Annotated in this window: 22 protein-coding genes and 1 riboswitch; of the genes, 13 read left to right on the top strand and 9 right to left on the bottom strand. The window is 69.8% G+C overall.

Annotated elements, in window-relative coordinates:
• Window positions 1-22 precede the first annotated feature (22 nt).
• Window positions 23-484 (bottom strand): GNAT family N-acetyltransferase, encoded by a 462-nt coding sequence (locus Q0C38_RS00880; RefSeq protein ID WP_291295156.1) that lies wholly within the window; start codon window positions 482-484, stop codon window positions 23-25.
• Between the two features lie 98 nt (window positions 485-582).
• Here Q0C38_RS00880 and Q0C38_RS00875 point away from each other — a divergent pair, with 98 nt between their 5' ends.
• The gene (locus Q0C38_RS00875; protein WP_291295155.1) at window positions 583-1,338 is read left to right on the top strand and encodes a hypothetical protein; all 756 of its coding nucleotides are present in this window, start codon (window positions 583-585) and stop codon (window positions 1,336-1,338) included.
• On the opposite strand, the gene Q0C38_RS00870 is transcribed toward Q0C38_RS00875, so the two are convergent.
• Both Q0C38_RS00870 and secA read right to left on the bottom strand, forming a co-directional pair.
• A complete protein-coding gene (locus tag Q0C38_RS00870; protein ID WP_291295154.1) occupies window positions 1,298-1,915 on the bottom strand; it encodes a Crp/Fnr family transcriptional regulator in 618 nt (205 codons plus the stop codon). The two genes, Q0C38_RS00875 and Q0C38_RS00870, sit on opposite strands and share 41 nt — an antisense overlap.
• Window positions 1,912-4,641, bottom strand: a complete 2,730-nt coding sequence (secA, locus tag Q0C38_RS00865) for a preprotein translocase subunit SecA (RefSeq protein ID WP_291295153.1) — start codon at window positions 4,639-4,641, stop codon at window positions 1,912-1,914. The genes Q0C38_RS00870 and secA overlap by 4 nt, the downstream gene beginning before the upstream one ends.
• A 314-nt stretch (window positions 4,642-4,955) precedes the next feature.
• On the opposite strand from secA, the gene Q0C38_RS00860 reads away from it, so the two are divergent.
• From Q0C38_RS00860 to Q0C38_RS00845, 4 genes are read left to right on the top strand one after another with little or no spacing between them, the layout of a single operon-like run.
• A complete protein-coding gene (locus Q0C38_RS00860; RefSeq protein WP_291295152.1) occupies window positions 4,956-5,846 on the top strand; it encodes a peptidylprolyl isomerase in 891 nt (296 codons plus the stop codon).
• Window positions 5,847-5,858: 12 nt separating this feature from the next.
• Window positions 5,859-7,088: a bifunctional glutamate N-acetyltransferase/amino-acid acetyltransferase ArgJ gene (gene argJ / locus Q0C38_RS00855; protein WP_291295151.1), complete on the top strand. Its 1,230-nt coding sequence runs from the start codon at window positions 5,859-5,861 to the stop codon at window positions 7,086-7,088.
• Window positions 7,069-8,073 (top strand): bifunctional GNAT family N-acetyltransferase/(deoxy)nucleoside triphosphate pyrophosphohydrolase, encoded by a 1,005-nt coding sequence (locus Q0C38_RS00850; protein ID WP_291295150.1) that lies wholly within the window; start codon window positions 7,069-7,071, stop codon window positions 8,071-8,073. Before argJ ends, Q0C38_RS00850 begins: the two co-directional genes overlap by 20 nt.
• Window positions 8,074-8,099: 26 nt before the next feature.
• Window positions 8,100-8,870 (top strand): molybdopterin-binding protein, encoded by a 771-nt coding sequence (locus tag Q0C38_RS00845; RefSeq protein ID WP_291295149.1) that lies wholly within the window; start codon window positions 8,100-8,102, stop codon window positions 8,868-8,870.
• A gap of 7 nt (window positions 8,871-8,877) precedes the next feature.
• Here the strand turns inward: Q0C38_RS00845 and Q0C38_RS00840 are convergent, their stop codons facing one another.
• The 3 genes from Q0C38_RS00840 to Q0C38_RS00830 all read right to left on the bottom strand — a co-directional run bounded on the left by Q0C38_RS00840 (window position 8,878) and on the right by Q0C38_RS00830 (window position 11,325).
• Window positions 8,878-9,897, bottom strand: a complete 1,020-nt coding sequence (locus Q0C38_RS00840; RefSeq protein ID WP_291295148.1) for a succinylglutamate desuccinylase/aspartoacylase family protein — start codon at window positions 9,895-9,897, stop codon at window positions 8,878-8,880.
• Window positions 9,887-11,047: an acetylornithine deacetylase gene (gene argE, locus Q0C38_RS00835; RefSeq protein WP_291295147.1), complete on the bottom strand. Its 1,161-nt coding sequence runs from the start codon at window positions 11,045-11,047 to the stop codon at window positions 9,887-9,889. The genes Q0C38_RS00840 and argE overlap by 11 nt, the downstream gene beginning before the upstream one ends.
• Before the next feature lie 134 nt (window positions 11,048-11,181).
• A complete protein-coding gene (locus tag Q0C38_RS00830) occupies window positions 11,182-11,325 on the bottom strand; it encodes a hypothetical protein (protein WP_291295146.1) in 144 nt (47 codons plus the stop codon).
• 279 nt (window positions 11,326-11,604) lie between these two features.
• Here Q0C38_RS00830 and Q0C38_RS00825 point away from each other — a divergent pair, with 279 nt between their 5' ends.
• From Q0C38_RS00825 to Q0C38_RS00790, 8 genes are all read left to right on the top strand, one after another.
• A complete protein-coding gene (locus tag Q0C38_RS00825) occupies window positions 11,605-12,576 on the top strand; it encodes a metalloregulator ArsR/SmtB family transcription factor (RefSeq protein WP_291295145.1) in 972 nt (323 codons plus the stop codon).
• A 12-nt stretch (window positions 12,577-12,588) separates the two neighbouring features.
• On the top strand, window positions 12,589-16,089 hold the full coding sequence (gene metH / locus Q0C38_RS00820; protein ID WP_291295144.1) for a methionine synthase: 3,501 nt from the start codon (window positions 12,589-12,591) through the stop codon (window positions 16,087-16,089).
• A 225-nt stretch (window positions 16,090-16,314) separates the two neighbouring features.
• Window positions 16,315-17,202 carry a cation diffusion facilitator family transporter gene (locus tag Q0C38_RS00815; RefSeq protein WP_291295143.1) on the top strand — a complete coding sequence of 296 codons (888 nt, stop codon included), beginning with the start codon at window positions 16,315-16,317 and terminating at the stop codon, window positions 17,200-17,202.
• Window positions 17,186-18,001, top strand: a complete 816-nt coding sequence (locus Q0C38_RS00810; RefSeq protein ID WP_291295142.1) for an ABC transporter substrate-binding protein — start codon at window positions 17,186-17,188, stop codon at window positions 17,999-18,001. Before Q0C38_RS00815 ends, Q0C38_RS00810 begins: the two co-directional genes overlap by 17 nt.
• Window positions 18,002-18,003: 2 nt before the next feature.
• Complete coding sequence (locus Q0C38_RS00805; protein ID WP_291295319.1) at window positions 18,004-18,930, top strand: iron ABC transporter permease; 927 nt, start codon at window positions 18,004-18,006, stop codon at window positions 18,928-18,930.
• Window positions 18,927-19,652 carry an ABC transporter ATP-binding protein gene (locus Q0C38_RS00800; protein WP_291295141.1) on the top strand — a complete coding sequence of 242 codons (726 nt, stop codon included), beginning with the start codon at window positions 18,927-18,929 and terminating at the stop codon, window positions 19,650-19,652. The genes Q0C38_RS00805 and Q0C38_RS00800 overlap by 4 nt, the downstream gene beginning before the upstream one ends.
• The gene (locus Q0C38_RS00795; protein ID WP_291295140.1) at window positions 19,649-20,407 is read left to right on the top strand and encodes an energy transducer TonB; all 759 of its coding nucleotides are present in this window, start codon (window positions 19,649-19,651) and stop codon (window positions 20,405-20,407) included. Before Q0C38_RS00800 ends, Q0C38_RS00795 begins: the two co-directional genes overlap by 4 nt.
• A 22-nt stretch (window positions 20,408-20,429) precedes the next feature.
• The gene (locus Q0C38_RS00790; RefSeq protein WP_291295139.1) at window positions 20,430-21,020 is read left to right on the top strand and encodes a cob(I)yrinic acid a,c-diamide adenosyltransferase; all 591 of its coding nucleotides are present in this window, start codon (window positions 20,430-20,432) and stop codon (window positions 21,018-21,020) included.
• Window positions 21,021-21,076: 56 nt separating this feature from the next.
• Here the strand turns inward: Q0C38_RS00790 and Q0C38_RS00785 are convergent, their stop codons facing one another.
• The 3 genes from Q0C38_RS00785 to Q0C38_RS00775 form a co-directional block, all read right to left on the bottom strand.
• Complete coding sequence (locus Q0C38_RS00785; RefSeq protein WP_291295138.1) at window positions 21,077-23,065, bottom strand: TonB-dependent siderophore receptor; 1,989 nt, start codon at window positions 23,063-23,065, stop codon at window positions 21,077-21,079.
• 158 nt (window positions 23,066-23,223) lie between these two features.
• Window positions 23,224-23,446, bottom strand: a riboswitch (cobalamin riboswitch).
• A gap of 45 nt (window positions 23,447-23,491) precedes the next feature.
• Window positions 23,492-24,181 (bottom strand): exopolysaccharide biosynthesis protein, encoded by a 690-nt coding sequence (locus tag Q0C38_RS00780; protein ID WP_291295137.1) that lies wholly within the window; start codon window positions 24,179-24,181, stop codon window positions 23,492-23,494.
• Window positions 24,182-24,375: 194 nt separating this feature from the next.
• The gene (locus tag Q0C38_RS00775) at window positions 24,376-25,221 is read right to left on the bottom strand and encodes an enoyl-CoA hydratase (RefSeq protein ID WP_291295136.1); all 846 of its coding nucleotides are present in this window, start codon (window positions 25,219-25,221) and stop codon (window positions 24,376-24,378) included.
• Window positions 25,222-25,297: the final 76 nt, after the last annotated feature.

Here is a 25,297-nt window from a genome sequence, read left to right as displayed (position 1 = left end):
GCCCGGCATGATAGCCCAGGCGTCAGGCCTCGCGCAGCATGTAGACAGCCCCGCCACCATAGCCGTGCAGGGCAGCTTCGGCGGGCGCGAAGCCCTGCCGCGCCCAGAGCGGTGCGGTCCCGTGCACGGCGACGAGGGAGAGGCGCGCGAGCCCCTCCGCCCGCGCAAGGGCGACGAGCAGGGCGACGGCGCCCCCGGGCAGCCTTTGTCCGCGCACGCGCGGGTGCAGCGCGAGATCGTGCAGGTGGAGACAATCCGCACCCGCCGGCAGCGCGCCAAGCGTTTCGCCGAGATGCGGCGGCTCGCCCCGTCGCGCCGGGTGCGCCACGGCATAGCCGGCGAGCCCCTCCTGATCGGTCACGACGAGGCAGCCTCGGGGGAACAGCGCCAGCCGCTCGACAAACAGCGCCTCGCCCTCCGGCGGCAGCGGCGCATGGCAGAGCACCTCGAGCGCGGCGACGGCGGGGAGGTGAGCTGTCGTCATCGGGCGCCACCGCGGCGTCGGCATGACCGTGATCATGGCAGCCAGCGACCGATGCGAGGCATGGTCCAGGCCATGCGGCAGCGGCGAGGAGCTTCGGCGTGAAACAGGGCAGGCGATGGGTGATCTGTGGTGGCGCGTGTGCCTGCCTCGGCCTCGCGGTGCAGGGCGCGGGCGCCGCTGCCGTGTCCGATCCCCGGGGGCGGTTCCGCCTGGACATGGTCGGCAGCTTCCGCGAGACGATGCGGGAGGGGGCGCGTGCGGCCCGGATCTCCGCGGCAGCACTTCCCGCGCGCGGCGTCTGGGCCGTCGGGCCGACGGAGGACCTCGCCGGCGAACTCACCATCCTCGATGGCACGTCGCTCGTGGCCACCCTTGAGCATCGCCGCGTCAGGGTGGTGGAGGACAGGAACGCCCGCGCGCCCTTCCTCGTCTGGGCGGAGGTGCGCGGCTGGACGCAGCGCCCGCTTCCGGCGCTGGCCGATCAGCGCGCGCTCGAGGCGCATCTCGGGACGATCGCGGCGGCTGAGGGCTTGGACCCCGACGGCCCCTTCCCGTTCCTGTTGACTGGCCGGCCGACGGAGGTTGCGTGGCACGTCCTCGGCGGTCCGGCACGGCCCCCAGGGAATAGCGCGGGGCATGGCGGGGGGCATGGGGGACCGCACGGCACGGGCCAGCCACTCCTGGCCGACCGGGCCATGACGCTCGTCGGCTTCTACTCCCGCCGGCATGAAGACGTGTTCACCCACCGGGGCGAGTTCTCGCATCTCCACCTGGTCACGGACGACCGGGCACTCTCCGGCCACGTCGATGCTCTCATCCCCGGCACAGGTTTGACGCTGCATCTTCCTGCCTGAGCGCGGCGAGCGTGATCCGCTGTCCGGCACGGAGGATGGCCCCCTCGCGCTCAAGCGCGGCGAGCGTACGGTAGAATGCGGCTGGGGTGAGCCCGATCGCCTCGGCAAAGCCTGCGAGCGGCCCAGCGATCATGGCGACGGGCGGCTCACCGACTGCGTCGAGCGCCAGGGCGGCAAGCACGCGCCGCCGCGCCGGGCGCATCGCTCGCAGCGCAAGCCGCGTGCGCAGCCGGTGGATGCGCGATGCCATGGCCGCCACAAGCATCGTGGCGAAGGCCGGGTTTGCGGCCATCGCGTCACGCACTGTCGCTGCGGCGATCACGCGCACCTGTCCCGCCTCTGCGGCGGCGACCTCGCATCCGTAATGCGGCTGGGCCAGGGCACCTTCGGCCACAAGGTCGCCGATGCCGAGATGATCGATGACGAGCAGTGACCCATCGGGGAGATGGCGGCGAAGCACGAGGCGGCCGGACGCCACCTCGGCGACATCCCGTGCCGCCTCGCCCTCCCGGAACAGCACCTCGCCCTGGGAGAGCCGCCTGGTCCGCCCGCCGAGCGTGGCGAGCAGCCCGTTCACACCTTGCCGTGGCAGTGCTTGTACTTCTTGCCTGACCCGCAGGGGCAGGCCGCGTTGCGCGGCGTGCGGTGCCACGTCGACGGGTCGGCCGCATCGACCGCATCGGCCCGGCGCGCGGCCGGCCGCTCGATCACGCCAGCGTCCGTCCCGCCACCCATCTCCCCGGCGAAGGCAGGGTCGACGCGCGTCTCGATCATCTCGGGCGCGAAGGCCGGCGGCGGCGCGGGCGGGGCAAGCTCGACGCGGGCAAGCAGGCTCGTCGTCCGCTCGCGGAACTCGCCGAGCATGCGGTTGAAGAGGTTGAACGCCTCGGTCTTGTACTCGTTCAGCGGATCGCGCTGTCCGTAGGCGCGCAAGCCGATGCCCTGGCGGAGATGGTCGAGGGCGAGCAGATGCTCTTTCCACACCTGGTCGAGCACCTGCAGCAGCACCGACTTCTCGACATAGCGCAGCAGGTCGGGCCCGAAATCGGCTGCCTTCTTCGCCATCAGCGCGTTGACCTCGCGGGTGATGCGCTCGCTCACGCCCTCGTCGTCGATGCCTTCCTCGGCTGCCCATTCCTTCACGGGCAGGTCGAGCCCGAACAGGCGGAGGATCTCCTCGTGCAGCGCGGCGGTGTCCCACTGCTCCGGCATCGCGTTCTGGGGGATGGTGCGCGCGACGAGGTCGCCGATGACCTCCTCGCGCATCTCGGCGACGGTCGCGGCGACATCCTCGGCCTTCATGAACTCCTTCCGCTGCGCGTACACCTCGCGCCGCTGGTCGTTCATGACGTTGTCGTACTTCAGCAGGTTCTTGCGCGTGTCGAAGTTGCGCGCCTCGACCTTCTTCTGCGCCTTCTCGAGCGCCTTGTTGATCCACGCGTGGACGATCGCCTCGCCTTCCTTCAGGCCGAGCTTCTGCAGCATCCCGCCCATGCGGTCGGAGCCGAAGATGCGCATCAGGTCGTCCTCGAGCGAGAGGAAGAACTTCGATCCGCCCGGGTCGCCCTGCCGGCCTGAGCGGCCGCGCAACTGGTTGTCGATTCGCCGGCTCTCGTGCCGCTCGGTGCCGATGACGTAGAGGCCGCCGGCTGCCTTCACCACCTCGCGCGCGGCAGCGACCTCCTCGCGGATCGCGGCAATCCGCGCCTCCTTCTCGGGGCCTTCCTCCATCGTGCCGAGCTCGAGCCCGATGCGCATGTCGGCATTGCCGCCGAGCTGGATGTCGGTGCCGCGGCCGGCCATGTTGGTCGCGACCGTGACGGTGCCGGGCCTGCCGGCCTGGGCGATGATGGGCGCCTCCTGCTCGTGGAAGCGGGCATTGAGCACGTTGTGCGGAATGTTCCGCTCTCGGAGCAGGGTCGCGACGAGCTCGCTCTTCTCGATCGAGGTGGTGCCCATCAGCACGGGCTGGCCGCGCTTGATCGCATCCTCGATCAGCGTGCAGACGGCGTCGTACTTCTCGCGGGCGGAACGATACACCTCGTCATCGGCATCCTTGCGCGCCACGGGAACGTTGGTGGGGATCTCCGTCACCTCGAGCTTGTAGATCTCGGCGAACTCGTCGGCCTCGGTCGCGGCCGTACCGGTCATGCCGGCGAGCTTGGGGTAGAGGCGGAAATAGTTCTGGAAGGTGATGGAGGCGAGCGTCTGGTTCTCCTGCTGGACCGGCACGCCCTCCTTCGCCTCGAGCGCCTGATGCAGCCCTTCGGAGTAGCGGCGACCCTCCATCATCCGGCCCGTGAACTCGTCGATGATGACGATCTTCTGCACGTTGTCGCGCGGATCGCGCCTGACGACGTAGTCCACGTCGAGGCGGTAGAGGGTGTGTGCGCGAACGCTCTGGTTCAGGTGGTGGACGACGGAGATGTTGGCGATGTCGTAGAGGTTGCCCTCCTTCACCACGGCCGCCTCGCGCAGCATCTCCTCGACACGCTCGCTCCCCGCTTCGGTGAGCGAGACGGTGCGCATCTTCTCGTCCTTCTCGTAGGTGGACGGATCCTCCACGAGCACGCGCACGACGGCATCGACCTGGCGGTAGAGCTCGGAGCTGTCATCGGCAGGGCCCGAGATGATCAGCGGCGTGCGTGCCTCGTCGATCAGGATGCTGTCGACCTCGTCGACGATCGCGAAGTTGAAGTCCCGCTGGCACATGTCCTCGACGCGGTACTTCATGTTGTCGCGGAGGTAGTCGAATCCGAACTCGTTGTTGGTGCCGTAGGTGATGTCCGCCGCATAGGCGGCGCGCCGCTCCTCATCCGTCATCCCGTGCACGATGGTGCCGACGGTGAGCCCGAGGAAGCCGTAGACGCGGCCCATCCAGGCGGCGTCGCGCTTGGCGAGGTAGTCGTTTACGGTGACGACGTGAACGCCCTTGCCCGCGAGAGCGTTGAGATAGGCGGGCAGGGTCGCGACCAGCGTCTTGCCCTCGCCGGTCTTCATCTCGGCGATGCGGCCCTCGTGCAGCACGATGCCGCCGATCATCTGCACGTCGAAATGCCGCTGGCCGAGCACGCGGCTGGCCGCCTCCCGCACCGCCGCGAAGGCCTCGGGCAGGAGAGCGTCGAGTGTCTCGCCCTTTTCCAGGCGGGCACGGAACTCCACCGTCTTGGCGGCGAGGCCCTCGTCGGTGAGCGCCTTCATCGCAGGCTCATGTGCGGCGATCGCCGGCACGCGCTTGCGATAGGCCTTCAGCATCCGGTCGTTCGTGGTGCCCAGGATGGCGCGGGCGAGGCGGTTCAGCATCGGTCGATCGGGTCCTGCTGCGGTCCTGTCGCATGGGCCGGGAGGAATGGCGCCGTTGCCGTTCCTGCCTCGGGTCCGGCACGGCCGCCTGAGGATCACTGGTGACGATCTCTGGGCGGATGGCCGGACTGGTACGGGGGTCATATGGGACCGCACCTGCCACCCCGTCAATCACGCCCCCGGGAAATGGCCCCTCGCCCCCCCCAGGGGCGCCCTTGGGGGCTTGCCGGGCCTTGCTTGTGGCGGGCGCGTGGCTGGGCCATCATCCGCCCCCCGGGCAGCACCGAGCCGCCCGGCCGCGCGAAGGGTTCCAGATGCCTCGTCTCGATGCTCGCTCCGCCGTCATCCTGGCGGGGCTTCTGCTCGCCGGAAGCCCTGCTTCGGCCCAGGTCCTTGCCCAGATCCAGCCCGTCAACCCGGCCGCCGACCCCGTGGTCGCGCGGATCGACGGCACGCCGATCCTGCTGTCGGAGGTCGAGGAGGCAGCACGCGCCCTGCCCGAGCAATTCCGCGCGATGCCGCCGATGATGCTGTTTCCGCTGCTGATCGACCAGATGATCAGCCAGCGCGTGCTGGCTGATGCCGCGCGGAAGGCGAACCTGCAGAACAGCCCCGAGGTGCGCGCCCGCGTGCGCCAGGCCGAGGAGGAGGCGCTGCAGCAGGCCTTTCTCGCGCGTGAGATCGGGCCGCTGATGTCCGAGGAGGCGCTGCGCGCCCGCTACCAGCGCGACATCGCGAGCCAGCCCGCTGAAGCGCAGGTGCGCGCGCGTCACATCCTCGTGCAGACCGAGACGGATGCGCGGGGTGTGATCACCGCGCTGCAGGGCGGGGCCGATTTTGCCACCCTCGCGCGGGAGCGTTCGCGCGGCCCAGGTGCTGCGGAAGGCGGCGATCTCGGCTTCTTCAAGAAGGAGGAGATGCCGGACGCCTTCGCCGAAGCCGCCTTCGCGCTCCAGCCCGGCCAGATCACCACCACCCCCGTGCGCACCCAGTTCGGCTGGCACGTGATCAAGGTCGAGGAACGTCGCGAGGAGCCGCGCCCCTCCTTCGAGGAGGCAGAGGAAGGCATCCGCCGCAGCGTGATCGAGGAGGCAGCGACCAGCGTGGTGGACAAGCTGCGCGCCGCCGCCACCGTGCAGCGCTTCAACATCGATGGCTCGCCGATGGCAACCCCGCCCGCCGCACCGACGCCCGCGCCCCGCTGACGGAACCCCCCCATGGCCCTCACTGTCTCTCCCCTCGCCCTCCCGCTGCCCGCACTGCCGCCGGTCGCCGGGGTTCGCCTCGGCGCGATGGCGGCGGGCATCCGCTATGTCGGGCGCGATGATCTCGTGATGGCGGAATTCGCGCCCGGCACAACGGTGGCCGGCGTGTTCACCACCAACAAATGCCCGGGCGCGCCGGTGGATTGGTGCCGTGCGGCATTGAAGGGCGGAAAGGCACGCGCGGTCGTCATCAATGCCGGCAATGCCAATGTCTTCACCGGTCGCGCGGGTGCGCAGGCGGCCAAGGCCTCGGCCGAAGCGGCCGCGAAGCTCGTCGGCTGCAGGCCGCGCGAGGTTTTCCTCGCCTCCACAGGCGTGATCGGCCAGGTGCTGCCGGCCGAGAAGCTCACCGCTGCCCTGCCCGGCCTGTACGGCGCCCTGAGCGAGAGCAACTGGGAAGCCGCCGCGCGTGCGATCATGACGACCGACACCTTCCCCAAGGCGGTGACGCGCACCGCCGAGATCGGCGGCGAGACGGTACGCATCACCGGCATCGCCAAGGGCAGCGGCATGGTCGCGCCCGACATGGCGACGATGCTCGCCTTCGTGTTCACCGACGCGAAGCTCCCCGCCGCATTGCTCCAGGCGATGCTGTCCAGGGGTGTCGCGAAGAGCTTCAACTGCACGACGGTGGACAGTGACACCTCCACCTCCGACACGCTGCTGCTGTTCGCCACCGGTGCCGTGAAACATCCCCGTGTACCCGCCGAGGGTGGGGCGATGCTGAAGGGCTTCCGCGCCGCCCTCGATGCCGTGCTGCACGACCTCGCCTTGCTCGTGGTGCGTGATGGCGAGGGCGCCCAGAAGCTGATCAGGATCGACGTCACCGGTGCCGTCAGCGCGAAATCGGCCAAGCGGGTGGCCCTTTCCATCGCGAACTCGCCGCTGGTGAAGACCGCCGTGGCGGGAGAGGACGCGAACTGGGGCCGCATCGTGATGGCCGTCGGCAAGGCCGGCGAGCCCGCCGATCGCGATCGCCTCTCGGTCGCGATGGGCGGGGTGTGGATGGCGCGCGAGGGCACCGTCGTGCCCGGTTATGACGAGACGCCCGTGGTCGCGCACATCAAGGGCCGCGAGGTCGACATCACCGTCGATCTCGGCCTCGGCTCAGGTGCCGCGACGGTGTGGACCTGCGACCTGACCCACGCCTATATCGACATCAATGGCAGCTACCGCAGCTGATCCCGAAACAGGGCTGCTGACGGAGCGGCTGAGGCTTCGCCCGCTTGGCGAGGAGGATGCCGCACCGCTGCACCGGCTGATCAACGACTGGGAAGTCGCGCGCAATCTCGGGCCCGTTCCGTTTCCGTATCAGCTCGAGAACCTCGCCACCTGGATCGGCCGCACTGCCGCCGACCGCGAGGCGGACCGAGCCTTCCATTTCTGCATCACCGGGCGCGAGGAGGAGCATCCCATCGGCGTGATCGGGCTCACGCGCACCGAGCGCGGCACGGGGCGGATCGGCTACTGGGTCGGGCGGCGCTACTGGGGCCATGGCGTTGCCGGCGAGGCGCTCGCGCGCGTCACCTCCTGGGCCCTCGGCACGCTCGGGCTCGACCGGCTGATCGCCTACGTGGCCGATGACAACGCAGCCTCGATGCGGGTTCTCGAGAAGGAAGGGTTCCGCTTCACCCACGAGGCCGAGCACGATTTCGCGTCCCGCGGCGGCGCCTTCCCGGTGCGCTGGTTCGCGCTGACGCGGGCCGACCGCATGGCAGCGTCGGGCCATGGCAGGGCTGCACCTGGGCTCGCGACGCTGGGCGACGAGCGGAAGCTGCTGCTGGTCGCTGCCGTCGCACTGATCGATGGCGATGGCCGCGTGCTGCTCGCCCGCCGCCCAGAGGGCAAGGCGCTGGCGGGCCTCTGGGAGTTCCCGGGCGGCAAGGTTCAGCCAGGCGAGACGCCGGAGGCTGCGCTGATCCGTGAGCTGAAGGAGGAGCTTGGCATCGACGTCTCCGCCTCCTGCCTCGGGCCCTTCACCTTCGCGAGCCACGCCTACGAGAAGTTCCACCTGATGATGCCGCTCTATCTCTGCCGCCGCTGGCAGGGGACGCCCACGCCGCTCGAGGGCCAGGCGCTGGCCTGGGTGCGCCCCAACAAGCTCGCCGACTATCCCATGCCGCCGGCCGATATCCCGCTCGTCGCGATGCTGCGCGACTGGCTGTGACGATCACTGGCTTTGAGGACGATCCGATGACAGACAAGCGCCCCACCGCCTGCCTCCTCGTGATCGGGGACGAGGTTCTCTCCGGCCGCACGCGCGATGCCAACATCCAGTTCCTCGGCCAGCGCCTGGGCGAGCTCGGCATCCCACTCCGCGAGGTGCGCGTGATCCCCGATGACCGCGCGGTGATCGTCGCCACCGTCCGCGACGTGCGCGCCCGCTTCACCTACGTGTTCACCACCGGCGGCATCGGGCCGACGCATGACGACATCACCTCCGAATGCATCGCCGAGGCGTTCGGCGTCGCCTGGGTGGTGCACCCCGAGGCCTATGCCGAGATGGCCGCCGACTATGCAGCGCGTGTCCCGCCCGTGGAGTTCAACGCCGCCCGCCTGCGCATGGCGACGGTCCCGGAGGGGGCGACGCTGATCCGCAACGCCGTGTCGGTGGCACCCGGGTTCCGCATCGGCAACGTCCATGTCATGGCGGGCGTACCGAAGGTGATGCAGGCGATGTTCGAGGCGCTGGCGCCGACGCTCGAGGGCGGCGTTCCGACCGTCAGCCGCTCGGTGCACGCGATCGGCGTGTTCGAGGGCGCGATCGCCGAGCCGCTTGCCGCGATCCAGGCCGAAAGCGAGGGCGTGTCGCTCGGCAGCTATCCGTACTACCGCGCCTCCGGCAATGGCGTCGCGATCGTCGCGCGCGGCGTCGATGCAGCAGCGGTCGAGGCCGCGATCGCCAGGGTTGCCGCCATGTTCAGGGCCGACGGCAAGGAACCGGCGATCGGCGAGCCGACGTAGAGGGCATTCAGCCGCGCATTGGCTCGCCGACCCCGACCAGCTTCGCCAGCCTGACCGCGGTGTGGCCGCGGCAGGTGCGGAGCGAGGGCATCACCAGGATGCAATCGTCATGCGGGGTGCGGATTTCGGCATCGCCGTCGAGCGCGATCAGGGTGTTCCGATCGCGCACCACCTCACCGCCCCTGAAGGCACGGACGAAGCGGAAATCGCTGCTCTCGGCCGTCACGGTCATCGTCACCTGCGCGAACACCGGCGCTGGCGCGTGCTTCTGTGGCGCGAGTGCCGCGGCGCCTGCCTCGCCGATCTGGCCCGTGTGGCGGAGCAGGCCCGCGATCGTGGCGAACAGGGTCTCGACCGTGCCCTCGACCCAGTGCTGCCCCGCCTCGACCAGCACCGCCGCCCGTTTCGTTCCCGGATCGGCGAAGGGGCGGTAGTCGATCAGCCTGCGGCCGCCGACATGGCCCTGGTCACCGACGACCAGCCGCGGCGCGCCGATCGCGAGCGCGAGGCGGCGGGCCTTCTCGGTCGTGCCCGAGAGCAACAGCGGATCGCTGTCCCACAGCATCGAGTGGAGGTCGAGCAGCACGTCCACCGTGTCGATGAGCGGGCGAAGCTCGCGCGCGCGACGAAGTTCCGCACTCTCGCGCGGGCCGTCGAGGACGGCACGGCACCAGACGCGGTTGAGGTCCTCGTCGACATAGCGGCTGGCCGTCGGCTGGCGCAGGTCGAAGCGCACGAAGGCTTCGAGATTGGCGAAGACGAGGGATAGCCGCCCGCGGAGCGGCGTGACGCCCGCCTCGAGCAGGCGCAGGAGCGCGATCGCGCCCGCGTATTCGTTTCCATGCACCATCGAAACGATCGCGGTGTGCGGACCCGGCTGCGCAGCGGCGAAGCTCCAGACGCCGGGTACCCCGACATTGCCCCGAGTCCATGGCCGGAGGTCGGGCGCGACGAGGCCGACAGAAAACCCGGCCGGGCCTGCGTGGTGTGCCGGACGGCCGGCGGTATGGCGGTGGTCAGGCTGCAAGTCGATCGCCCAGGCGAATCAGGAACGCATCGCAGGCGGCGAGTTCGCTTTCGGCGATCCACTCGTCCGGCGTATGGGCCTGGGCGATGTCGCCGGGCCCGCACACGATCGATGCCATGCCAGCCTCCTGGAAAATGCCGCCCTCAGTGCCGTAGCTGACATGCCCGGCATCGTTGGCGCCGGTCAACCCGCGCACGAGATCGGCAAGCGCGTGGCCCCGCGGCAGCGCCATCGGGGCGAGCGCCGGGCGCGTCTCGATGTTGATGGCGGCGGCGGGGTGGACGGCGCGCATCGCGGGAAGCAGCACGGCCTCTGCGTAGGCGCGCACCTCGTCGAGCAGCGCGAAGGCATCGTGGCCGGGGATGTTGCGGTACTCGAACACGAACTCCGCGCGGTGCGGCACGATGTTGAGCGCCGTCCCGCTGTGGAACGTGCCGGTGTGCACCGACGTCCATGGCGGGTCGAAGGCCGGGTCGAAAGGGCCCTCGGCGCGAATCCGCCGTCCCTGCGCATTGAGGAAGGCGACGATGTCGACGCCGATCTCGAGCGCGTTCACCGCGCGGTCTGGGTGCGCGGAGTGGCCGGCCAGCCCCTCGACCGTGCAGAAGGCCGAAACCTTCCCCTTGTGGCCGATGATCGGCTTCATCGACGACGGCTCTCCCACGATCACCATCTCGGGCCGCACCGGCAGCATCGCGAGATCGGCGGCGAGGCGGCGCGCGCCGTGGCAGCCCACCTCCTCGTCATAGGTGATGCAGAGATGGATCGGGCGCTTGAGGTCGCGCGCCTTGAACGCCGGCACGGCGGCGAGGATGGCAGCGACGAAGCCCTTCATGTCGGAGGTGCCGCGGCCGATCAACCGCCCGTTCTCGCGGCGAAGGCGGAAGGGATCGCCCGTCCACGCCTGGCCCGCGACAGGCACGACGTCGACATGCCCCGAGAGTGCGACGCCCGGCCGGTCATCCGGCCCGATCGTGGCGTAGAGGTTCGCCTTCTGGCCCGTCTCGTCATGCGTGATGCGCGAGGCGACGCCGTGGCCGGCCAGGTAGCCGCGGATGAAGTCGATGCAGTCGAGGTTGCTGTTGGCGCTGACCGTGTCGAACGCCACGAGCCGGTCCAGCATCTCGATTGTGGTCGGTGCCTTGGTCATCAACACCCGCCTGATCTCCGGCCAGGGAACGAATCATCGCCAACACGCATAGCTCCGATGAAGTGAGATGATGCCCGGCGGAGTGGCGCGGTCAACCCCGCTGCATCCGAGACCCGCGCCCGCCCCGTCGATAACTATTCGCAACGAAATGCCGTACGTCGCGGAATGGCAGGTGACGCGACAGCGGAGCGGAAGCGCTGCGCGACGAGTGGGTCGGCGAGTGCCGCGGCGATCTCCGCCTCTGTCACCGCGGCAATGACGCGGCGAAAGAAGGGCACCTCCCCACGCGCACGACGGATGAAGAGGCGGTGCAACGCGTCCACCAGCGCCGCGCGGGGCGTGCAGCAGATGCATGCGAGTCCGTGGGCTGGCAGAGATGGCGCCAGGCGTTCGACCGCCACGCCCTCGGCCGCCGCGCCTCCCTCACTGCCGGCGCCAAGGACGTAGGCGTCTCCCGGGCGATGCTCCAGGCCGACAGCGGCGGTTGGAAGCACAACGATGCGCGCATCATCCATCATAATGTGGACATAAGCATATCTTTATGTCATTGACCAGCGATGGATGCCGTCCTCGCCCCCCTCCGCGCCATCGCAGAGCCCACGCGGCTTCGCCTGCTCCCCCTCTGCGCCAACGGGGAATGGTGCGTGAGCGACCTCGTCGAGATCCTCGGCCAGTCGCAGCCGAGGCTCTCCCGCCACCTCAAGCTGCTCTGCGATGCCGGCGTTCTCACCCGCCAGCCCGAAGGGGCGAATGTCTATTTCCGCCTCGCCGCCGACGGACCCGGTGCCGCGATCGCCGCCACCGCTCTCGCAAGCCTCGCCGCCGATGACCCCCTGCTCGCAGCCGATCGCCGCCGCGCGGCCGCCCGCGGGGCCGACCGTGCCCGCGAGGCAATCGCCGCCTTCCGCGACAACCCGGCCGCCTGGGACGAGATGCGCGCCCTCGACCTGCCCGTCAGGGCAATCGAGGAGGCGCTGCTGGCCCGCCTGCCACCAGGCCGGCTCGGCCGTGTGCTCGACATCGGCTGCGGCACGGGGCGGATGATGTCGCTCCTCAGCCCCCGCGCCGACAGCGTTCTCGGCATCGACCTTTCCCGTCGCATGCTCGCACTCGCCCGCTCGCGCATCGGCGGCGAGGGCCTGGCCAACTGCACCGTGCGGCAGGCCGATATGGCGCGCATCCCGGGTGGTGACCAGGCGTTCGACCTCGTGATCCTCTGCATGGTGCTTCACTACGCCGACGATCCTGCCGCGGTGCTGGCCGAAGCGGCCCGCGTCGTTTCCCCGGGCGGGCAGATCGCGGTGATCGACCTTGCCCCGCACGGGCGCGATGACCTGATCCGCCGCCTCGCCCATCGCATCCCAGGCCTCTCCGAAGCCGCCATCGCCCGCCCACTCGCCGCCGCAGGCCTCGCCCTCGCGCCGCCGACCGGCGTTAACGGACCGCTACCTGTTCTCGTCCATGTCGCATCCGCCCCCCTCGCCGTGCCGAGAGCGCGGCGCGAGACGCGCGTCACCCTCGCCCTCTAGGAACACATCACCATGTCACGCCCCCATCTGCTCGACGCGCTCAAGGACCAGGTGCTGCTCTGCGACGGCGGGTTCGGCGCGCGCATCCAGGCGATGACCCTCGACATCGAGCGCGACTACATGGGGAAGGAGAACTGCACCGAGGTGCTGCTGATCTCGCGGCCCGACATCGTGCGCGAGATCCACCACGGCTACTTCGCCGCCGGCGCCGACATGGTGGAGACGAACACCTTCGGCGCGAGCCCGATCACGCTCGCCGAGTTCGGGCTGGAGAGCGAGGCCTTCGCGCTGAACAAGCGCGCCGCCGAGCTTGCGCACGAGGCAGCCGCGATGTTCGCCGATGACCGCCCCCGCTGGGTGATCGGCAGCGTCGGCCCCGGAACGAAGCTGCCCTCCCTCGGCAACATCGACTATGACACGCTCGAAGCCGCGCTCACGCTCCAGGCCGACGGGCTGATCGCCGGCGGGGCCGACGCGATCCTGATCGAGACATGCCAGGACACGCTGCAGATCAAGGCAGCGGTGAACGGCGCCAAGGCCGCCCGTGCCAAGGCCCGCACCGATACGCCGATCTTCGTGCAGGTGACGGTCGAGACCACCGGCACGCTGCTGGTCGGCCCCGACATCGCCGCCGCCGCTGCCGTCGTGCACGCGCTCGACGTTCCCCTGCTCGGCCTCAACTGCGCCACCGGGCCGCAGGAGATGGCCGAACATGTGCGCTGGCTCGCGCAGAACTGGCCGGGCTTCATCTCGGTGCAGCCCAATGCCGGCCTTCCCGAGCTCGTCGATGGCCGCACGCACTACCCGCTCTCGCCCGACGATCTCGCGACGTGGATCGAGCGTTTCGTCGCCGAGGACGGGCTCAACCTCGTCGGCGGCTGCTGCGGCACGCACAACACCCACATCACCGCGCTCGACGCCATGCTCCGCCGCCGCGCCGGTGCGCGGCTGCGCCCCGCCCCGGTCGCGCGGAAGAGCTTCTGGATCCCTTCGGTCGCCAGCCTCTACGGTGCGGTTCCGTTGCGCCAGGAGAACAGCTACTTCTCGATCGGCGAGCGCTGCAACGCCAACGGCTCGAAGAAGTGGCGCGAGCTCCAGGCCGTGAATGACTGGGACGGGTGCGTGGCGATGGGCCGCGAGCAGATCGGCGAAGGCTCCAACAGCCTCGACATCTGCACCGCCTTCGTCGGCCGCGACGAGATGTTCGAGATGACGGAGGTGATCAAGCGCTTCACCTCCTCGGTGAACTCGCCGCTCGTGATCGACAGCACCGAGACGCCGGTGATCGAGGCAGCGCTGAAACTGCATGGTGGCAAGCCGATCATCAACTCGATCAACTTCGAGGAGGGCGAGCGTGCGGCGGCTGACCGCCTGACGCTGGCCAAGAAGTTCGGCGCGGCCGTCATCGCGCTCACCATCGACGAGGTGGGCATGGCCAAGACCGCCGAGGACAAGCTCCGCATCGCCCGCCGTCTCGTCGAATTCGCCTGCGACCGCTACGGCCTGCCGCAATCGGACCTGATGATCGACCCGCTGACCTTCACGGTCGCCACCGGCAACGAGGATGACCGCAAGCTCGGTGCCTGGACGCTCGATGGCATCAGGATGATCCGCGAGGAGTTTCCCGACATCCAGATCATCCTCGGCCTCTCCAACATCAGCTTCGGGCTGAACCCCGCCGCGCGCCACGTGCTGAACTCGGTGTTCCTCGACCATGCCGTGAAGGCGGGCATGACGGGTGCGATCGTGCATGTCTCGAAGATCAAGCCGCTGCACCAGATCCCGCCCGAGGAGGTGAAGGTGGCCGAGGACCTGATCTTCGATCGCCGCACCGAGGGCTACGACCCGCTGCAGGCGCTGCTGGCGATGTTCGCCGAGCGCAAGGCTGCGGATACCGGCAAGAAGAAGCGCGCCGAGACGGTGGAAGGCCGCCTCAAGGACCGCATCGTCGACGGTGACCGCAAGGGCCTCGATGACGAGCTGGCGGACGCGATCTCTGCCGGCCACGCGCCGCTGTCGATCATCAACGACATCCTGCTCGACGGGATGAAGGTGGTGGGCGAGCTGTTCGGCGCAGGGAAAATGCAGCTGCCGTTCGTGCTGCAGAGTGCCGAGACGATGAAGGCGGCCGTTGCGTACCTGGAACCGATGATGGAGCGTGTCGAGGGGCAGCAGAAAGGCACCATCGTGCTCGCCACCGTGAAGGGCGACGTGCACGACATCGGCAAGAACCTCGTCGACATCATCCTGACCAACAACGGCTACCGGGTGGTCAACCTCGGCATCAAGGTCACGCTCGCCGACATGGTGAAGGCGGCGAACGAGAACCGGGCGGATGCCATCGGCATGTCGGGGCTTCTCGTGAAGTCCACCGTGGTGATGCGCGAGAATCTCGAGGAGATGACGCGCCAGGGCCTCGACATTCCCGTCATGCTCGGCGGTGCCGCGCTGACGCGGAACTATGTCGAGCAGGATTGCGTCAACGCCTACGGCGCGGGGCGCGTGGCCTATGCCCGCGATGCGTTCGACGGGCTCCACCTGATGGACAAGGTGGCGACGGGGCAGTTCGACGACTATCTCGCGGCCGTGCAGGCCAAGCGGAAGGGCAAGCCGTCGAACACGCGCCGCACCCTGGGCAAGGCGACGGAGGCAGCGACCGCACCGGTCGATCGCGGCTACGCGGCCGCACGCCGCCGCCGCATCCTCGGCGATGAGCCCGTGCCGCCACCGCCCTTCTGGGGCCCGCGGCTGCTCGAGGCGCCGACCAAGGCCGTGGTGCCCTTCATCAACGAGCGCTCGCTCTACCAGTTCCAGTGGGGCTTCCGGAAACAGGGCCGCCGGCTCGAGGATTTCCTCGGCTGGGCGAAGCAGGAACTCCGCCCCATCCTCAAGCGCATGCTGAAGCTCGCCGAGGACGAGGCCATCCTTCGCCCGCAGGCGCTCTACGGCTACTGGAAGGCGGCCGGCGAGGGCAACGACGTGGTGATCTTCGACCACGACGGCACGACCGAGCTCACCCGCTTCACCCTGCCCCGCCAGGCGAAGGAGGATGGCGAGTGCATCGCCGATTTCTTCCGCGACATCGACGACGGGCCGGAGCGGCGCGACGTGATCGGGCTTCAGGTCGTCACCGTCGGGCAGAAGGCGTCCGACATGGCGCGCGACTGGTTCGAGGCCAACCGCTACCAGGACTATCTCTACCTGCACGGCCTCTCGGTCGAGGTCGCCGAGGCGATGGCGGAGTACGTGCACAAGCGCATCCGCGCCGAGCTCGGGTTCGCTGCCGATGATGACCGCGACCTCGAGAAAATGCTGCAACAGGGCTATCGCGGGAGCCGGTATTCCTTCGGCTACCCCGCCTGCCCGAACCTCGAGGACCAGGAGGCACTGCTGCGCCTGTTGGGTGGCGAGCGGATCGGCGTGAGCCTCTCCGACGAGTGGCAGCTGCACCCCGAGCAGTCCACCTCGGCGATCGTGGTGCATCACCCGCGGGCGAAGTACTTCTCCGTCTGAGGGGCAGCACCCTCACCCTGTCCCTCTCCCGCACGCGGGAGAGGGAACGCGCTGCGACATCTCGCCCCGGGGTTCCCTCTCCCCCTCGGGAGGAGAGGGTCAGGGTAATCGCAGTGCCGGTATGGGGGGGCCCGCCGCCACGCAATGCGCTCATGACAGTCAAACACTTGAACAGGTATTCAAGTGGCTTCGCGCTGGCCGGCCCAGCGTGCTAAGGGGCCGCGGATGACGCGTGCGACCGTCCTTGCCGCCACGAGTCTGGTGGTGGCCCTGATCGTGCTGGGCCTGAAGGGCACTGCCTGGTGGATCACCGGCAGCGTGGCGCTGCTCGCCGATGCGGTGGAGAGCATCGTCAACGTCGTCGCCGCGCTCGCGGCCCTCGGCGCCGTCGTCTACGCGCAGCGCCCGGCGGATGCGAACCATCCCTACGGCCACGCCAAGGCGGAATACTTCTCGGCCGTTCTCGAAGGCGCGCTCATCGTCGTGGCCGCACTCGTCATCCTCCGCGAATCCTGGCTCGCCCTGTTCGACCTCCGCGTACCCGAACAGCCCGGCCTGGGCCTTGCGGTGAACGCGTTCGCCACCGCCATCAACGCCGGCTGGGCAACGGTCCTGATCCGCCGCGGGCGGCAGCTTCGCTCGCCCGCCCTCATGGCCGATGCGCGGCATCTCTTCGCCGATGTCGTCACCTCGATCGGCGTTCTCATCGGTGTCGGCCTCGTCGTGCTGACCGGCCAGCTCTGGCTCGACCCGGCGCTCGCGGCCTTCACGGCCTTCAACATCCTCTGGTCGGGCTGGCGGCTGATGCGCGAGAGTGTGGGCGGGCTGATGGACGAGGCCGTGGGGCCTGAGCTTCTCGCGCGGATCAGGCGCCTGGTCGCGAGCCATGCCGAGGGAGCGCTCGAGGCGCATGACATCCGCACGCGCCATGCCGGCCGCTTCACCTTCATCGAGTTCCATCTCGTGGTTCCGGAGGAGATGCGCGTCGGCACCGCGCATGAGATCTGCGATCGTGTCGAGGAAGCGCTGAAGGCGGAGATCGCCGGCAGTATCGTCACCATCCATGTGGAGCCGCCGCACAAGGCGAAGCACCAGGGTGTCGTGGTCCTGTAGGCTCCGCGCGGCGTGCGCGGCACTCCTGCTCTCGGCCGCGCTTGCCACGGCTGCGCCCGCCAAGGAACCACCCGGGCGCGTGGTGTCGCTGAACCTCTGCGCTGACCAGTTCCTGGTGCTGCTCCTGCCGCCCGCGCGCATCGCCGCGCTGTCACCGCTGGCGACCGACCGCACGTTGTCTGCCGTCGCCGATCGCGCGCGCGACATCCCCCAGGTGCGCCCCTCGGCGGAAGCCGTTCTGCCGCTCGCGCCCGACCTCGCCATCGCCGGCCCCTGGGGCGGGGCGGGCGCTGCGGCGGCACTGGCGCGGCGCGGCGTGCCTGTGCTGCGGCTGGAGCTGGCGGAGGATTTCGCGGCGATCGCCGGGCAGCTTCGCCGCGTCGGCGAGGCCGTTGGCGAAAGCGCGCGCGCCGAGGCGATCGTGGCGGAGATGGACCATGCACTTGCCATCCTCCCGGCACGCGCGCCATCGCCGCCGACGGCACTCGTGTGGCAGGCGCGCGGCTTTGCGCCGGGAACTGGAACGCTGGCCGATGCGGTCCTGCGCGCGGCGGGATATGCCAATGCAGCACCGTTCTCGGGCTATGGCTTCGTGCCGCTCGAACGCCTGCTGGCCGACCCGCCCGCGCTGCTCGTCACCTCGCCACGCGGCGGCCCGCCCTCGCTTGCGACGACGTTGACGCATCACCCGGCGATCGCGAAAAGCGGCATTGCGCGCGCCGAGGTCGAGCCGGCGTGGCTTGCCTGCGGCAGCCCCTACACCGTGCGAGCGGCGAGCATCCTGGCGATGCACCGGTGACGATGGCGCTCTCCATCCTGACGGCGCTTCTTGCTGCGCTGTCGCTCGCGATAGGCCAGGCAGGCTTCGGCATCACCGACCCTGCCATCCTGTGGGAGTTGCGTGCCCCGCGCACGCTGCTGGCCATTCTCGTCGGCGGCGGGCTTGGCCTCTCGGGCGCGGTGCTGCAGGGACTGCTGCGCAATCGCCTCGCCGATCCCGGCCTGCTCGGCGTCACCGGCGGGGCATCGCTCGGCGCTGTGCTGGTCTACTATTACGGGCTCGCAGCGATCCTGCCGCTCGCACTTCCACTCGGCGGGCTCGCGGGGGCTGCATGCGCCGCGGCGCTGATCCTCGCGATGGCGGCACGCACGGGCACGGGCGCCTCGCTGGTGCTCGCCGGCATTGCGGTCGCCTCGCTCACGGGCGCGGCCGTCGCGGTCGCTCTCTCCTTCGCACCGAACCCCTTCGCGCTCGCCGAGATCACGATCTGGCTCCTCGGCAGCCTCGAGGATCGGGGCTGGAACGAAGTCGTGCTCGCGCTGCCCTGCATCGCGGCGGGTTCGGCACTGCTGCTCGGCCTCGGAACGCGGCTCGACGCATTGACGCTCGGCGAGCAGGCGGCGGCCAGCCTTGGCATCGACGTCGCGGGAACGGTGCGCCGTGCGGCAGCGGGGGCGGCACTTGCCGTCGGTGCCGCGGCGGCAATTGCCGGCGGCGTCGGCTTCGTCGGGCTGATCGTGCCGAACCTGCTGCGTGCCCAAGTCGGCGAACGGCCGGGCGCACTGCTGCTGCCCTCGCTGGTCGGCGGTGCGGCACTCGTGCTTGCCGCCGACATCGCCGTGCGGCTGATCCCCTTGCAGCAGGAGATGCGCCTTGGCGTCCTGACAGCGCTGATCGGCGCGCCGCTGCTGCTTCGGCTGGCCATCGCGCATCGGGGCCAGGCGTGATCGCGGCGCACGCCATCGCCGTCACGCGTGGTGGGCAGCGCGTTCTCGATGGCATCGACCTCACAGTCTCACCAGGAACCCTCACGGCACTGGCGGGCCCGAATGGTGCGGGCAAGTCGACGCTGCTTGGCGTTCTCGCTGGCCTCACGACGCCGGATGGCGGCAGCGTGACGCTCGACGGTGCGGCGATCGTGGCGATGGCGCGGGCCGAGCGCGCGCGACGCATCGCCTGGCTCGAACAGGGCGCGCGCGCGGCCTGGGGCCTCTCGGTGCGCGAGATCGCCGCCCTCGGTCGCCTGCCCCATGGCGACGCGGGTGCTGGTGCGATTTCCGCGGCACTTGCCGCCTGCGGGCTCGAGGATTTCGCCGCGCGCCGGATCGACACGCTGTCGGGCGGCGAGGCGCGGCGGGCGATGCTCGCCCGCGTGCTGGCGACCGAAGCCGAGGTGCTGCTGCTCGACGAGCCCACGGCCGATCTCGACCCCGCCCAGGGCTTCGCGCTGATGCGCGTGCTGCGCGCCGAGGCCGCGAAGGGGCGTACGGTGCTCGTCGTGCTGCACGACCTCGATCTTGCTTCGCGCTTCGCCGACCGCATCGTGCTGCTCGCCGATGGCAGGATCGCGGCCGATGGGCTGCCCGGCGCGGTGATGACGCCGGAGGCAGCGGGCCGCGTCTTCGGGGTGCGCATCGGCAGCGATGACCTGCCTCGCGTGCTGCCATGAGGGTCTTCGCGCTCGCCTCGCTCACGATCCACGCGCTCGCTGTGCTCGCGCTCGCACTCTGGGGCACGCCGCGGCCGATCGGCGATGCCGACAGCGAGCCGCCTGGCATCCCGGTCGTGTTCTCCGCCGGCAGCGGCGGCGAGCGCGTCGGCGAGGAGACCTCGGAACCCCCGCCGCGCACGGAGCCGGCGCAGCCCGAGGCACCAGGCCAGCAGCCATCGGAAGCCGTCGCGGCAGAGGCGGAAGCGCCACCACCGGAGCCCCAGACCCCACCGCCCCCGCAACAGCGGCCGGAGCCTTCCCTCGCCCTGCCGCTTCCGCCCCCGCCGCCGCCACCGCCTCCGGAGCCGAGGCAGCCGCGCGAGATGGCCGAACCGCCTTCGCCGCCATCGGCGCAGGGGGCCGCACGCGCTGAAGCGGCAAGCGAGGCGGAGGAGGCGGGGTCCGTGCCGCGCGAAGGCTCCGCCGCCTTCCTGCTCAGCTCCCGCGACGCAACCGTCGGCCGCCGCGTCGATCCCGTCGTGCCGGTCGAGGCGCGGCAGGCGCGGATGCAGGGAACGGTGGTGCTCACCGTCACCATCAGCCCCGAAGGCGTGCCGATGGCAGTGGACGTTTACCGGTCCAGTGGCCACATGCTGCTCGACAGGGCGGCACAGGAAGCGCTCTGGCAATGGCGGTTCGATCCGGCGAGGCGCGGTGGCGTGCCGATCGAGGACAGGATCGCCGTTCCATTCGTCTTCCGCATCGTCAACTGACGCGGCAACAGGGGTTTCAGGCATGGTCAGGCTCGATCGCATCACCACCCGCGGCGGCGACGCCGGGCAGACATCGCTCGGCGATGGCACGCGCGTCAGCAAGGACACGTTGAGGATCGAGGCGATTGGACGCGTCGACGAAGCCAATGCCGCGATCGGGCTGATGCGCCTCGTCACCGCCGCCGGCGACCCAGGCTCGGACCTTGCCACGGCCGATGCGATGCTTGCGTCGATCCAGAACGACCTGTTCGATCTCGGCGCCGATCTCTGCGTCCCGGTCGCTGAGAACGAGGCGGAAGGGGCTGCGCTGCGCATCGTTGCCGCACAGCTGCTGCGACTCGAGGAGGAGGTCGCGCGCATGAATGCCGATCTCCCGCCGCTCCGCTCGTTCGTGCTGCCTGGCGGCACGCCGGCGTCGGCCTGGGCGCATCATGCGCGGACGGTCGCGCGCACAGCCGAACGCGCGACCGTCTCCCTCGCCGCCGCCGAGACGCTCAACCCCGACGCGGTGCGCTACCTCAACCGGCTGTCCGACCACCTCTTCGTGATGGGCCGCTGGCTGAACGGCCGCGGCGGATCGGAAGTGCTGTGGAAGCCGGGCGCGACGCGGTGACCCACGTCGCGCTTTGCGAGGCTCACCACCGCGTGGTGAGGCCGTTCAGATAAGCCTCACCACCGCGTGGTGAAGCCGGCGAACACGCTGCGGCCAGGCTGGACGAAGCCGTTCGCTGGTTCGTAGCGGCTGTTCGTCAGGTTGCGCCCGATTCCGAATACCTCCCAGCCCTGCACGATGCGCCAGCGCGCGGTGAGGTTCAGCGCCACGCCGCCATCGTTCATCTGCGACGTCGAGATCGCGTTGCCCTGGTCGTTGTAGCTCGCGAAGGCGTTCTCGCGCGCCGGGCCGAACACGATGAGCTCAGGCGTGACGACGACGCCATCGACGGGGACGATCCGCACGCTCGCCGCCCCCTGGTGCCGCGGGCGTCGGGCGAGCTGCTGGCCCGTCGTGCCGCTTTCCGCCTGCGTCCAGGTATAGCTGAGCGAGAGCGTCGCCCAGGATGCGGGGGCGAGGGTGAGCGTGTTCTCGACACCCTTGATGTCGGCCGAACCGGCGTTCACCTGGGTGTAGACGGGCGAGAACTGCGTCACGATCAGGTCGGTGATCTCGGTCTGGAAATAGGTCGAGGAAAGGGTGACGAGGCCAAGCGGGCCGGCGGGAATGTCGGCCGCAAGCCCGGCTTCCCAGCCGCTGCTCTTCTCCGGCTTCAGGTTCGGGTTACCGCGATAGCCGAACCCGTCGGTGCCGAAGCGGTCGAACAGCGTCGGCGTGCGGAAGCCTGTGCCGTAGGCAGCACTCGCGCGCACCGGCAGCGGCATGGAGGGCAGGCGCCACACCCCGCCGAGGCGCCAGGTCATCTCGTCCTCGAAATCACGTGGATCGTCGTAGCGCACGCCGCCCACGAGATCGAGGCGATCGAGCACGGTTCCCTGCAGCCCGATGTTGCCGCCCGTGGTGTGCGTGCGGGCATCCACATCCTGGTTGAACGCGCCGAACGCTGAGCGGCTGCGCACGCTCACCTTCGCCTCGTCGCGCGTGTGCTGCACGCCGAACGTCGCGACCGTGGCCGCAATCCCCGGTGCATCGGGAAGGCGCAGGCTGTTGTTCCATTGCAGGTCGGTGCGCCAGGCCTCGTAGCGGTTGTCGTCCGACTGGCGGTTCGGATCGGTGCCATGGGGCAGGTTGCGGAAACGCCGGTCCTCGTTGATGCGCGCGAGCGAGAGGCCGGTGCGCCACTTGCCGTCGAACAGCGCCGTGTTGGCCGAGCCCTGCAGCGCGCCCATCTCGGTTCGGCCGGACTGGTCGGGGTCGTCCACGATCGGGCTGCCGATGTTGTCGAGGCCGAAATCGTTGCGCCGCCAGCGCGCGACGAGGCCAAGCCGCGTGTCCTGGCCGATGGACGCGCCGACATTGGCCGTCACGGCCTGCGCGCTCTGCCCGTCGCGCTCGCCGATCTGCGTGCTGATGCGCGGTGGAACGATGTTTGACCCGCGCGTCGAGACGGAGCCGGCGGCGAGCATGCCGTCGAACGCGCCGGCCTGGCCGCCGGCATAGGCGCTGCCGCGCACCGTGCGCTGCGTGCCGCCGCCAGCTTCCGCCACGCCGTTGAAGGCGCCGGCACCACGACGGGTGATGAGGTTGATCACGCCGCCGATCGCGCCCGAGCCGTACAGGGAGGCGAGCGGCCCGCGCACGACCTCGATCCGCTCGACATCGTCGAGCAGGTCGTCGCCGAAGTTGAACAGCCCGTTCGGCGTCGACGGATCGTTCACCGGAACGCCATCGCGCAGCACCAGCACGTGGTTGCTGTTGGTGCCGCGGACGAACACCGTCGCCGTCTGCCCCGCCGGACCGGTCTGGACGATGCGCAGGCCCGGCACGGTCGAGAGCGCCTCCGCCAGCGTGGCGTAGCCACGTTCCTCGATCGTCTGCCGGTCGATCACGGTGATGCCGGCAGCGACGCGGGCAGGCTCGGTCGGCACGCCGGTGGCCGTCACCACCGTCTCGGGCAGGGTGCGGATCGGCGCCTGGGCGCTGGCGTTGGACGCGAGGGCGGGAAGGCTCAGGGCCGCAATGGCTGCGGCATGGGTGGTGCGCATGGAGGACTCCGCTGTTGCCGGGATCCGGCGGAGCAGATGCGCGCGAACGCGGAACGATCTGATGTCGACATGATTATCCGCCCCCGCGAAACGACAGCCCCAACCGGTTGTCGCCGCATGCGGACAAGTCCGTTACGCCGGTGCACCCCGCCCGACGCGCGCGTACGACCGGTGCCGGCCGGTCTCCTGGCTCGCGAGTGAGGACCCTTTCGGGCCCTGTGCCTCCTGCCGCCTTCCCGGTCGTCGCCCGCGGGCAATGACCAGTGGCGTGTGGCAGGATGCGCCTCGCCTACAGTTGCGGGGGCAGCCGCGGCTTCGGGCATGACCCTGACCGCATTCCCGTTTCAGCCCTTTCGGGCCACCGGCACCATGGATGAGTGTGCAACGCGCAGGCGTGCCGCGCCAGTCCCCGCGATGGATGCGATGTCAGAAGATGAACGCAAGGCCCTGGGCGAGCACCCAGCCGAAGCCGCCGATGATCGACAGCGCGAGGATGGATGCGCCGATGCCGACGACGGCCCCGCCGATAATCGAGCGCGTGTCCTCCTCCATCAGCCCGAAGGCCATGATGGCGCAGGCAAGGCTCGTCGGGCCATTGGTGAGCGGCAGCGGGACGATGACAAGCGAGGACAACCACATCCCGTAGACGCCGATGGCCCTTGCCCCGACGGGCCCGGTGAGCACCGAGGGGCGGGGCCTCACGTAGCGTTCGATCCGCCTGAGCCACGGGTTCGACTTCTCGACGATCATCAGCAGGTCTGACTTCCTCATCGACCGCCGCGTCAGGATGCCAGGCAGCCGCGGCTCAGGCAGGCCGAGGGCGAGTTGCATGCACACGATGAACAGCGGCACGCCGAAGATCGGCGACCAGCCGGGAATGTAGATCGGGATCAGGTTCGGGATCGCGAACAGGATGATGAGCAGACCATAGCCGCGCGTTCCGAAGGCGTGGATCATCTCGCCGAGGCTGATCCGCTCCGCCGGCCAGTCGCGCGCGAGATGCAGCATCAAGTCGGAAACGGGCAGGTGCGCGTAGTGGTCGGTCAGCGAGGCCCCATGATGGGCGGGCCGCGCGTCCGCAGTCGCAATCGCCGTCGGATCAGACGTATCCAGCACCTAAGCCCCCATCCGCCAAGGGTCCTCAGTCGGACCCTTTTCCCTGTCGGCGCCAGGACCTGTCGCGGCGAGCATTGCCGCGCAGCCGGCTTCTGCCGGACCCCGATCACCGGGCGCGACAGTAGCGGCTGCGGATCGCCAGATCAGATTAATTCGCTGTCACGCAAAGCGACCGCAGGTTGCGCCGCGCCGCTTCAGGATCCTGTGAACACGGGCGTACGCTTCTCCATGAAGGCGCGACGGCCCTCCTTGTAGTCGGTGCTGTCGAAGCAGGCGCGGAACACGTCCTGCATCCGCGCCGTGTCACGCTCGGCCGCATCCTTCAGCATCTCGTTGATCGTCACACGTGCGGCGCGGATGGTCAGCGGCGCGTTGTTGGCGATCGTCGTGGCAAGCGTGCCCACCGTCTCCGCCAGCGCCTCGACCGGAACGATGCGGTTGACGAGGCCGATACGCAGCGCCTCCCCGGCATCGTACTGGCGCGCGGTGAACATGATCTCCTTCGCCTGGGCCGGCCCGACGAGGTCGATCAGCCGCTTGAGCCCGGTGGAGTTGTAGGCGAGGCCGAGCTTGGCCGCCGGCACGGCGAAGCGCGAATCATCTGAGGCGATGCGGATGTCGGCGCCGAGTGCGATGGCAAGACCGCCGCCGATGCAGTAGCCGCGGATCATCGCGATGGAGGGCTTGTCCATCGCGGCGAGCGCGGCACGGCCTGCCGCTGTCATCTTCTCGTACTCGGCCTGGGCGTCGGCATCGCCGCGCAGCTTCTCGAACTGGCTGATATCGGCGCCCGACACGAACGCCCTCTCGCCGGCACCGGTGATGACGACGACGCGCACAGCCTCGTCTGCCGCGAAATCGGCGGCGATCTGCTCCACCGCCTGCCACATCTCGACCGAGACGGCGTTGCGCTTCTCCGGCTGGTTGAACACGATCCAGCCAATGCCGCCGCCCTTCCGCGCGATCATCTTCTCGGTCGAGAGACTCAGCGTCACCTGATCCCCGGCCATCGCTGTCTCAGCCATCATGCCCTCGGCCATCTGCTCTCTCCCTGCCCTGCCCGTCGTCCGTCGCCCGTCCTCTATCGACGGAGAGAGAGGGCTTGCCAAGCCCCAC

This window comes from Elioraea sp., assembly GCF_022842375.1.
Lineage (GTDB): Bacteria > Pseudomonadota > Alphaproteobacteria > Acetobacterales > Acetobacteraceae > Elioraea_A.
The sequence above is the reverse complement of the archived record's forward strand: the minus strand, read 5'-3'. Positions and strand labels throughout refer to the sequence as shown.